Below are 11724 nucleotides of genomic sequence, written 5' to 3'. Positions count from 1 at the left end.
TTTTTGCTAAATTTGTAAAGGGTTTAACGTAATTTTCAATGAAAAAAGGATTATACTGTAGAAAGAATGAATAATAGGGGCGGTTATGATGAAAACAGTTGTTGTTTTAGGCGGCGGTATTACAGGACTATGTACAATGCATTATTTGCAACGTCAAGTGAAGGAACATAATTTAAATGTTCGTCTAGTGCTTATAGAAAAAAATACATATTTAGGAGGCAAATTATATTCAGCACATGAACAAGGTTTCATCATGGAAACGGGTGCTGATTCTATTGTAGCCCGTCATCAAGGCGTTATGGAACTCGTGCAGGAGCTTGATTTTGAGGCGGAATTAGTTTACAACGAAACAGGTATTTCTTATATTTATACGAATAATGAGTTACATGCTATTCCGGCAGATTCAACTTTCGGAATACCGATGAGTGTAGCATCCTTAGAGGAAAGTACACTTATTTCCGAGCAGGGAAAAAAAGAAGCGTTGAAGGATTTAACATTGCCAAACAATGGCTTCACAAAGGAAAGTTCAATTGGTGAATTTTTAACTTACTATTTAGGAGAGGAACTGGTGAAAAACCAAATTGCACCAGTCCTTGCAGGTGTTTATTCGGGAGATTTACATCAGCTTTCTATTGGCTCTACTTTACCGTATTTAATTGATTATAAGAATGATTTTGGAAGTATTATTAAAGGCTTTGATGCGAATCGTGAGCAATTTGTTAAAGCAGCGAACAAAAAATTTATATCCTTTAAAAATGGTTTATCTTCTTTAATTGATCGACTTGAACAAACCTTATCCGATGTAGAAATTATCAAGGGTGTTACTACACTAAATGTTCAAAAACAAGATAAGAACTACACAATTTCCTTAGCTAATGGTGAAATTATTGAGTCAGATTATGTCGTTTTAGCATTACCGAACCATACTGTACAAAATCTGCTACAGGATGAATCTTTAAACCGCTATTTTGACCAATTTACGACAGCGTCAGCGATTACTATCTATTTAGGTTTTGATGTGCCAGACGCTAAATTGCCAGCAGATGGAACGGGCTATATTGTTTCCCATAATTCAGACGTAACTTGTAATGCGGCAACTTGGACTAGTCGTAAATGGAAGCATACATCGAAAGAAAATAAATTACTTGTGCGACTCTTTTATAAGAGCATCAATCCAGCCTATGAGCAACTACGCGCCATGACGGATGAAGAATTGGCAGCAGTTGCTTTAGAAGATGTGAGAAAGAGCCTAGGAATAGAGGAGCAGCCAACCGTTGTGAATGTAACAAAATGGATTGATCAAATGCCTAAATATGATCTAGCGCATCGTGAAGCATTACAAGGATTACTACAAGAATTACATGAGAAATATCCTAATTTATCGATTGCAGGGTGCTCGTATTTTGGCGTAGGTATTGGTGCTTGCATTCAAAACGGGAAAAAAATTGGTGAAGAGCTTGCAAAGGAACTTGCCAATTTCTAAGGTTTTAAGTGGAAAAAAACTTTGTTATGTGAAATAGTCTTGACTCATTCGTCAGTAAACGATATGATTCTTTTAATTATTTAAAAAATTCATACTTAATTCTTATCAAGAGAAGCAGAGGGACTGGCCCATTGAAGCTTCAGCAACCAACTTTATTGTCAGGTGCTAAATCCAGAAGACCGTTGAGTCGAAGATGAGAAGGAACAACAATGATGAATCGTTAAAGCCTTCTTTTTTTATGAAAGAAGGCTTTTTATTATATAGAGACATAGGAAGAGAGGCTAATTTTATGGGATTGCTTGAAAGGTTAAAAACGCATGTATTGACGGCAGACGGTGCAATAGGCACAGTGCTATATGGCTATGGATTGGAGTATTGCCATGAGGAAATGAATGTTCAGAGACCCGAGTTAATTGAAAAGATTCATAGAGAATATATTGCGGCTGGTGCTGACATCATTCAAACGAATACGTACGGTGCAAATGCCATTAAATTAGCTCGCTATGGATTGGAATCACGTGTCCAACATTTTAATGAAGCTGCTATCACCATCGCAAAACGAGCAGCGGCTGATGGCGGTCAATTTGTTTTAGGAACAATTGGTGGTATTCGGGGAATTCGTAAAAGTGATGCAACCTTGGATGAAATATTAGCGACTATTGAAGAACAAGCAAGCGTCTTACTTGCAGGGAATCCAGATGGCCTTTTACTTGAAACTTATTATGATTTTGAAGAATTAACAGCAACCTTAAAGATGCTACGAGAAAAAACAAAATTGCCGATTATTGCACAAGTTTCTATGCATGAGCCCGGTGTTCTACAAAATGGGATGTCTTTAAATAATGCTCTCCATGAGCTTGAAGCCCTAGGTGCTGATATTGTTGGTGTCAATTGTCGACTAGGTCCACACCATACAATTCAGGCATTTGAAGGTGTAGAACTTCCTAATAAGGCATTTATGTCGGCCTATCCAAATGCATCACTACTGGACTTAGAGGATGGGCGTGTCGTTTATGAATCAGAAGCTGATTATTTTGGTCGAGCGGCTGTTGAATTGCGTGATCAAGGTGTACGTTTAATAGGGGGCTGCTGTGGTACAACACCCAAACATATTGCAGCAGCAAAGAAGTATTTAGAAGAGTTATCACCGGTTCAGGAGAAGCTTGCGAAGCCTAAAAAGATTGAGATTGTTCGGGAAGCGGAGCCAACAAAGTATGAGCCTCTTCATGAAAAAGTTAAACGTGAACGTTCTGTCATAGTAGAGTTGGATACGCCTAGACATTTAGAGATTGATGGGTTCCTTGAAGGAGCAAAGCAATTATATGATGCAGGTGCAGATGTAGTTATGATGGCAGACAATTCATTGGCCTCTCCACGTATTAGCAATATTGCAATGGGCGCATTGTTGAAGAGCTCACATGGTGTACGCCCACTAACTCATATTACATGTCGAGACCGTAATTTAATTGGTCTACAATCTCATTTAATGGGGTTAAATGCTTTAGGTATTCATGATGTGTTGGCCGTTACGGGTGATCCAACAAAAGTAGGAGATTTCCCAGGTGCGACAAGTGTTTATGATGTATCTTCCATGGAGCTAATCCAATTAATTAAGCAATTAAATGAAGGGGTCTCTTTCTCAGGTAAGCCACTTCGTAAAAAAGCAAATTTTTCAGTTGCTGCTGCATTTAATCCAAACGTCCGTGTGTTAGATCGTGCTGTGACACGCTTGGAGAAGAAAATTGAGCATGGGGCAGACTACTTCATTTCTCAACCAGTATATACGATAGAGAAAATTGTAGAGATTTATGAGGCAACAAAGCATTTACAAGCTCCAATTTACATCGGTATTATGCCTGTTACGAGTTATAAAAGCGCTGAATTTTTACATCATGAAGTGCCAGGTATCAAATTATCTGAAGATGCCTTAACAAGAATGAAAGCATGTGGAGAAGATAAAGAAAAGGCAACATTGGAAGGGATTGCTATTGCCAAAGAATTAGTAGAAGTGGCTACGCAATATTTCAATGGGATTTACCTTATTACACCATTTTTACGTTACGATGTGACACTAGAGTTGATGAAATATATAAAGCAATTGGATGAACAGAAAAAAGGAGTAAGTATACATGGCTAAGCACTCGATTGAAGAGCAACTAGAGAAACGTATTTTAATTCTTGATGGCGCAATGGGAACAATGCTACAAAATGAAAATTTATCAGCAGAGGATTTTGGTGGCGAGGAACTTGATGGCTGTAATGAAAATCTTGTGCTTACTAGACCAGATGTTATTGAAAAAATTCACCATAAATACTTAGAGGCAGGCGCAGATATTATTTGTACAAATACATTTGGTGGGACGCCTCTTGTGTTAAATGAATATGATCTTGGCACAAAAGCAGAAGTAATTAATAAGCGTGCAGTGGAAATTGCTCGACAAGCAGTGGATCGTTATTCCACATCGGATTGGCCACGTTTTGTTGCAGGGGCTATGGGGCCAACAACAAAAACGTTATCAGTAACAGGTGGTATTACATTTGAAGAGCTAGAGGAAAATTTTTATGTACAGGCAAAAGCTTTAATTGAGGCAGGAGCCGACGTTTTGTTATTAGAAACAAGTCAGGATATGCTCAATGTCAAAGCAGGCACACTTGGCGTAAAGCGCGCTTTTGCATCAATGGGAAAAGAGCTACCTGTCATGATTTCAGGAACAATAGAACCGATGGGTACAACGCTTGCAGGGCAAACAATTGATGCCTTTTATATTTCGATCGAGCATATTAAACCATTATCAGTTGGCCTAAACTGTGCGACGGGACCTGAGTTTATGACGGATCACATTCGTTCATTAGCAGAGCTTTCAACAGGCTATATTAGCTGTTACCCAAATGCTGGCTTACCAGATGAAGAAGGGTGTTATCATGAATCACCAGAATCGCTATCGCAAAAATTAAAAGGCTTTGCAGAAAAGGGTTGGCTTAATATTGTAGGTGGATGTTGTGGGACGACACCCGCTCATATTGCAGCTATTCGTGAGATCTTAAAAGATGAAAAACCTCGTCAATTACCAGAAAAAACACATGGTCATGCGGTATCAGGAATTGAACCGTTATTGTATGACGATTCTATGCGTCCGTTATTTATTGGGGAGAGAACAAATGTAATCGGCTCTCGTAAATTTAAGAATTTAATCATTGACGGGAAATTTGAGGAGGCCGCAGAGATTGCACGTGCTCAAGTCAAAAATGGTGCACATGTTATTGATATTTGTTTAGCCAACCCTGATCGCGATGAATTAGCCGATATGCGCGGATTTATGCAGGAGGTTGTAAAAAAGGTTAAGGTGCCTCTTGTGATTGACTCAACTGATGAAAAAGTAATTGAGGAAGCATTAAAGTTTTCACAAGGGAAAGCCATCATTAACTCTATTAATTTAGAGGATGGTGAAGAACGATTTGATGCAGTATTACCACTCGTGAAAAAATATGGTGCATCATTAGTTGTTGGAACGATAGATGAAAAGGGGATGGCGGTTGACCGTCATCGAAAGCTCGAAATTGCCGAGCGCTCCTATCAACTTTTAACGGAAAAATGGGGGATTGCACCAGAGGATATCATTTTCGACCCATTAATGTTCCCTGTAGGAACTGGGGATGAGCAGTATATTGGTTCAGCGCTAGAAACAATTGAAGGCATTCGTCTCATCAAAGAAAAATTGCCGCAGACATTGACTGTACTTGGCGTAAGTAATATCTCATTTGGCTTACCACCTGTTGGTCGTGAAGTACTGAATGCTGTTTATCTCTATCATTGTACACAGGCGGGCTTAGATTATGCCATTGTTAATACAGAGAAATTGGAGCGTTATGCATCCATCCCTGAAGAGGAAATCAAACTCGCAAATGACCTGCTCTTTAATACAAATGATGAAACATTAGCAGTGTTTACAGATTTTTATCGAGATAAAAAGAAGGAAAAAACGGAAGCTGATATTCCGAAAACGGTTGAAGGTCGTTTAGCTTACTATATATTAGAAGGTACAAAAGAAGGGCTAATTGAGGATTTAGACGCCGCACGAGAAATCTTCGAGGCGCCACTTGATATAATTAATGGTCCTTTAATGGAGGGCATGGCTGAGGTAGGTCGATTATTTAATGATAATCAACTCATTGTAGCAGAGGTTTTACAATCAGCAGGTGTGATGAAGGCCGCAGTTGCTCATTTAGAGCAATTCATGGAGAAGGATGAAGAGAGTGCTGGAAAAGGGAAAATGGTACTTGCTACAGTAAAAGGCGATGTTCACGATATTGGGAAAAACCTTGTTGATATTATATTAAGTAATAATGGCTATAAGGTAGTCGATTTGGGCATTAAAGTAACCCCTGCCCAATTGATTGAAGCGATTCGTAAGGAAAAACCTGATTTTATTGGGCTGTCAGGTTTACTCGTAAAATCAGCGCAACAGATGGTTATTACTGCTCAGGATTTTAAAGAGGCGGGAATTGATGTACCTATTTTAGTTGGTGGTGCTGCACTTTCACGTCGTTTTACTGAAACAAAAATTGCAGATGAATATGGTGGTCCTGTTATTTATGCAAAGGATGCTATGCAAGGCTTAGAGCAAGCGAATCTATTAATGGGTGAAGGGACACGTGAAAATTTCTTAGCAGAAATTGAAGAATCCCGTCAAAAACGTTTAGCGGCAGATGAAAAACGAGCTGCTCGTCCGGCAAAAGAGGTAACAATAAAGCCTGCACGAACAGTAAAAGGAGCGCCAGTATTTTTACCAGCTGATTTACGACGTCATGTGAAAAAAGACTATTCTGTATCTCATTTATATCCTTATGTTAATATGCGTACATTACTAGGACACCATTTAGGCTTGAAAGGTCAAGTCCAGCAATTGCTTGATGCGGGCGATTCAAGAGCAACAGAGCTCAAGGATTTAGTAGATGATTATTTAAAAAGTGATCTATTAAAGCCATCAGGTTTGTATCAATTTTTCCCTGCTCAAGCAGATGGTGATGATGTCGTTGTGTATAATCCTGCTGATAGTAAGACAGAAATTGAACGTTTTACCTTCCCTCGTCAGCAGGTTGAACCATTTTTATGTCTTGCAGATTTCTTAAAAACGGTAGAGAGCGGTGAAATGGACTATATTGCACTCATGGTTGTAACAGCAGGTCAAGGAGTTATGGCTAAAGCACGCCAGTTAAAAGAGGCTGGGAAATTTCTTGAAAGTCATGCCTTGCAATCGACTGCTTTAGAATTAGCAGAGGGCTTTGCTGAACGTATGCATCAGGAAATTCGTGACCAATGGGGCTTCCCTGATGCAACAGATTTCACTATGAGAGATCGTTTTGCTGCAAAATATCAAGGTCAACGCTTTTCATTCGGATATCCTGCTTGTCCTAACTTGGAGGATCAAGAGAAACTATTCGGCCTATTAAAACCTGAGGATATTGGTGTCCATCTTACAGAAGGCTTTATGATGGAGCCTGAAGCATCTGTATCTGCAATCGTTTTTGCTCATCCTGATGCTCGCTACTTCAATGTTTAAGGCATAAAATAAGAGGAGATAGATAGTCTATTCAATGACTGTCTATCTCTGTTTCTCTATAGAAGAAAACAATTTGGTTAAGGAAAGTGAGCAGAATGATACGATTCATGGAAGAAAGAGATATTCCCGAGGTCTTGGTTATCTATAATGATATTATTTTAACAAGCAAGGCTGTCTATCGATACGAAATACAAACTTTAGATGAAAAAGTACAGTGGTTTAGGGAGCAACAAGCATTAGATAATCCTTTACTTGTATTTGAGGATAATGGGCTTGTCGCTGGCTTTGCTACCTATAGTCAATTCCGTCCTTACCCAGGTTATAAATATACAATGGAGCACTCTGTCTATGTGCATAAAGAACATTATCAAAAAGGGATTGCGACAAAGCTCATGAACAAGCTGATAGCGATCGCTGAAGAAAATGGTGTCAAAACGCTTGTTGCTGGTATTGATGGAGAAAACATTGGTAGTATTAAAGCACATGAAAAATTAGGCTTTGAATATGCAGGAACCATTAAAAATGCAGGCTATAAATTTGAACAATGGCTAGACCTTGTGTTCTATCAACTTCATTTGACTGGACCGAAATCATAAAAGGATATGACAAATGTCATATCCTTTTTGTGATGTTTGCGTCTGTTACTGACTTGTATTCTTGTTTTATGATGAGGTCATAAGAAAAAAAGAAACGAGGGAGTAAAAGATGGCAACTATTAAAGAAAAAACAAAAAAGTTACGCCAAGATGTAGCGCCATTTGCCAAATCAGATACGCGTAAAAGTGTTTTTCAGATTATAAATACAATTGTACCGTTAATTGCATTATGGGTGGCTGGTTACTTGTTAGTGGATGTATCACCTTGGCTAACAGTCGGCTTAAGTGCTATTTCAGCAGGTTTTGTCGTACGAACTTTTATTATTTTTCATGATTGTACACACGGCTCATTTTTCAAAAGTAAAAAGGCAAACGACTGGGTTGGATTTTTTACTGGGGTGCTAACATCATTCCCTTATGAAAAATGGAAACGTGAACATACAATTCACCATGCAACAAGCTCAAACTTAGACAAGCGTGGTATCGGTGATATTGATATGATGACAGTTGAAGAATATATGCAAGCCTCAAAAGGGCAACGTCTATGGTACCGCTTCTATCGTAATCCATTTGTGATGTTTGGATTAGGCCCACTTTATATGGTTCTTGTCTTAAATCGTTTTAATCGTAAGGATGCGAAGAAGAAGGAACGTCTCAATACAATTTTAACGAATATTGTCATTGTGGGAATTTGTGCTGCTTTAATTTTCTTCATGGGCTGGCAAGCGTTTTTATTAGTGCAAGGCGTTACTTTATTTATTGCAGGTTCTTTAGGAATTTGGTTATTTTATATCCAGCACACGTATGAAGATTCTTATTTTGAACACGATTCAGAGTGGGATTATGTGAAAGCTGCAGTTGAAGGAAGCTCCTATTATAAATTGCCAAAACTTTTACAATGGGTAACAGGGAATATTGGTTTCCATCATGTTCATCACTTAGCTCCTCGTGTACCTAATTATAATCTTGAAAAGGCACACAATGAGACACCGCCATTACACATGGCAACAACGATTACTTTACGTACGAGTTTAGAATCACTACGTTACAAGTTATATGATGAAGATCAAGGTAAATTTGTGACGTTTAAAGAAGTAAATGAAATTATAAAACGTAAAGCAAGAGGCAGTATTGCCGCTTAGTTGATAACAGCCATCTCTGCAAGAGAGATGGCTGTTTTATGTAAAGAGAAGAATATGGGTCAAAGCATGTACAGGCATAAATTTAATTTTCTTGTTATAATAAGGGAAAAGTAGGAAAGAGCGTGAGATTATGTTGAGAAAATGGCATAGTATTATTCCGAATAGTCCGATGCTCAGTGTATATTTGTGGATAATTTTTTGTTTCCTACCGTTTTTCTTCATTTTTAGGAAATCATCTTATATCGAAATATCGATAGGCATTACATTTTTAATGCTCTATTTTATCTTCTATCGATTTGCCATGAATTCGAAAAGCGGTTTAGTTTACATGTGGATTAGCTTTGAAATGGTCATAAACATTATTATGACCATCTTGTATGGCTATGTCTATTTGTCCATTTTTACAGCATTTTTTATTGGCAATATCCGAAGACCCGTCGGCTTTTATATTATGTATGGTCTACATATTGGATTTACAGTTATTTCAACTGGCGCTGGATTCTTTGTAGAGCTCAACCTATTTTTATCGCAGTTGCCTTTCGTTGTATTAACAATTTTAGCTGTTGTCCTTTTACCGCTAACGCTTTATTCCAAAAATAAACGTGAAAATTTAGAGGGACAGTTAGAAACAGCCAATGAACGTATTGCTGAGTTAATTGTTTTTGAGGAACGACAAAGAATAGCTCGAGATTTACATGATACATTAGGTCAAAAATTGTCCATGATTGGTTTGAAGAGTGATCTAGCTTCTAGGCTGATTGAACGAGATCCCCAGCAGGCCTTGATTGAGATTAAGGATATACGCCAGACGGCTAGTATTGCTTTAAAAGAGGTTCGGGAATTAGTTTCAGATATGCGCACGGCAAAATTTGAAGATGAGATCATGCGTATTTCACAAATGCTAAAGGCAGCTGAAATGGAGTTTGTCTTTGAGGGGGATAAAAACGCACTGCAAGTTCCACCACTTGTAGAGAATGTTTTATCTATGTGCTTAAAAGAGGCGGTTAATAATGTTGTCAAACATAGTGGAGCAACAAAATGTGAAATTGCCTTCCATCAAAATTTTAAAGAAGTTTATTTAGTAGTGCGAGATAACGGACAGGGCATTACAAAAAAACAAGCCTGGAGAACTGGTAATGGATTGAAAGGAATGCGGGAACGTTTAGAGTTTATTAATGGGTCCTTTAAAATTGAAAGTGTTGAGGGCACCACATTAACGGTAACTATCCCAGTAGCTATTACGCATCAGAATGTCAAAGACAATCTGAAGAACATATAGAAAAGAGGATTGTGACATGATACGAATTGTGATTGCTGAAGATCAGGGGATGCTATTAGGCGCTCTTCGCTCTTTACTTAGTATGGAGGAGGATATGGAGGTTGTTGGCTTAGCAAAAAATGGTGAGGAAGCATTGATGCTTGTGGAAGAGCATCAGCCTGATATTTGTATTATGGATATTGAAATGCCAGTGAAAACGGGACTAGATGCAGCAGAAGAAATGCATAGCACTGGCTCAGGTTGTAAAGTCATTATTTTAACTACATTTGCTAGACCTGGTTATTTCGAACGTGCTAGAAAAGCGAGTGTCAGAGGCTATTTATTAAAGGATAGCCCTATAGAGGAGTTAGTGAGCGCAATCCGTACAATCATGGACGGTAAACGCATTTATGCGCCAGAGCTCGTTGATTTTGTCTATGAAGATGATAGTGAAAATCCTTTAACGGAGCGAGAGAGTCAAGTTCTGACACTTGTAGCAGAGGGCAAGACGACAAAGGAAATTGCTGCTGAGCTGTTTTTGTCTGCTGGCACAGTTCGTAACTATATTTCGACGATTTTAGAAAAACTAAACGTCGGCAATCGAATTGAGGCCATTGCACGCTTTAAAGAAAAAGGATGGAATAAATAAAATGAGAACCTTTTCGCATCATAAGCGAAAAGGTTCTCTTTTTTTTACTTATTACGTTTAGTTAAACGGCCAAGAACGAATGCACCTGCTGCTACTGCAAGAACAGTATTCGTTTTTTTCGTAAATACTTGTTTTGTGACAAGATTAAGGTTTTGAGGACGCTCAGCTAAACGGCGCATGAAATAACCGTACCAATCTTCACCGAATGGAACGTACACACAGAAGTTATAGCCCTCTTTTGCAAGTTCTTTTTGCATATCTGTACGGAAACCATATAGCATTTGGAATTCAAATTTATCAAGCGGAATATTATGATCAGCTACAAAGCGTTTTACGTGCGCAATAATATTGTGATCGTGAGTTGCGATTGATGTAAATTTACCATTTAGTAGGTGATATTCAATCAACTCAATAAAGTTTAAATCAATATCTAATTTATCTTGATAGGCTACTTCAACTGGCTCTTTATAAGCACCTTTTACGATACGTAAACGGTAGTCCTTAAATTTTTCAATATCATCTTTTGCACGGTAAAAGTATGATTGGATGACTGTACCAACATTATTAAATGTTTTCGATAATTCTTCCACCATATCGAAGGAAGTTTGTAGACGTCCATAGTCTTCCATATCAAAGTTAACAAAGATATCGTATGAAGCGGCTTTTTCTACAATCTCATACAGATTGTCATAACAAAAATCAACATCAATATCTAAGCCTAATTGAGATGGCTTTAATGAAATATGTGCCGCTACACCATTTTCGTGAATAGCTTCGATCACAGTAAGGATTTTTTCTTTAGCAGCAGTCGCTTCTTCTTTACTTGAAACAAATTCACCTAGGTTATCTACTGTACAAGAAATATTATGTGCATTTAGTTCTTTGATGCTTGCAATTGTTTCTTCGATATTTGTACCAGCTACTACACTTTGTGCTCCTAATTTTAGGCCATATTTCTTTGCAGCACTATTTAATAGTTGGTTCTCAGATAAGTGGATGAAAAAATCGCGTAATAACATGGTCATTCTCCTAACTG

The 11724-nt window shown here is 38.1% G+C and carries 8 protein-coding genes and 1 riboswitch; of the genes, 7 read left to right on the top strand and 1 reads right to left on the bottom strand.

The features are described from left to right. Positions 1-88: 88 nt before the first annotated feature. The 7 genes from B3D98_RS01775 (at position 89) to B3D98_RS01745 (ending at position 10688) form a co-directional block, all read left to right on the top strand. On the top strand, positions 89-1483 hold the full coding sequence (locus B3D98_RS01775) for a protoporphyrinogen oxidase (protein ID WP_269899052.1): 1395 nt from the start codon (positions 89-91) through the stop codon (positions 1481-1483). Positions 1484-1582: 99 nt separating this feature from the next. Further along, a riboswitch (SAM riboswitch) is annotated at positions 1583-1683 on the top strand. Positions 1684-1772: 89 nt separating this feature from the next. Beyond that, positions 1773-3620 (top strand): bifunctional homocysteine S-methyltransferase/methylenetetrahydrofolate reductase, encoded by a 1848-nt coding sequence (locus B3D98_RS01770; protein WP_288579960.1) that lies wholly within the window; start codon positions 1773-1775, stop codon positions 3618-3620. Then, the gene (gene metH, locus B3D98_RS01765) at positions 3613-7044 is read left to right on the top strand and encodes a methionine synthase (protein ID WP_288579958.1); all 3432 of its coding nucleotides are present in this window, start codon (positions 3613-3615) and stop codon (positions 7042-7044) included. Before B3D98_RS01770 ends, metH begins: the two co-directional genes overlap by 8 nt. Before the next feature lie 95 nt (positions 7045-7139). Continuing rightward, positions 7140-7640, top strand: a complete 501-nt coding sequence (locus tag B3D98_RS01760) for a GNAT family N-acetyltransferase (RefSeq protein ID WP_048394984.1) — start codon at positions 7140-7142, stop codon at positions 7638-7640. Positions 7641-7749: 109 nt separating this feature from the next. Then, positions 7750-8781 carry a fatty acid desaturase gene (locus tag B3D98_RS01755; protein WP_054548858.1) on the top strand — a complete coding sequence of 344 codons (1032 nt, stop codon included), beginning with the start codon at positions 7750-7752 and terminating at the stop codon, positions 8779-8781. Between the two features lie 130 nt (positions 8782-8911). Then, positions 8912-10060, top strand: a complete 1149-nt coding sequence (locus B3D98_RS01750; protein WP_422655536.1) for a sensor histidine kinase — start codon at positions 8912-8914, stop codon at positions 10058-10060. A gap of 16 nt (positions 10061-10076) precedes the next feature. After that, entirely contained in the window at positions 10077-10688 is a 612-nt protein-coding gene (locus B3D98_RS01745) for a response regulator transcription factor (protein ID WP_048394990.1), read from the top strand. A 44-nt stretch (positions 10689-10732) separates the two neighbouring features. Here the strand turns inward: B3D98_RS01745 and B3D98_RS01740 are convergent, their stop codons facing one another. Next, positions 10733-11707 carry a proline dehydrogenase family protein gene (locus B3D98_RS01740; protein WP_048394992.1) on the bottom strand — a complete coding sequence of 325 codons (975 nt, stop codon included), beginning with the start codon at positions 11705-11707 and terminating at the stop codon, positions 10733-10735. Between the last annotated feature and the right edge of the window lie 17 nt (positions 11708-11724).

This window comes from Lysinibacillus sp. UBA5994, from assembly GCF_002429725.1.
Taxonomy (GTDB): Bacteria; Bacillota; Bacilli; order Bacillales_A; family Planococcaceae; genus Lysinibacillus; species Lysinibacillus capsici.
This window is presented reverse-complemented; position numbering and strand designations above follow the sequence as displayed.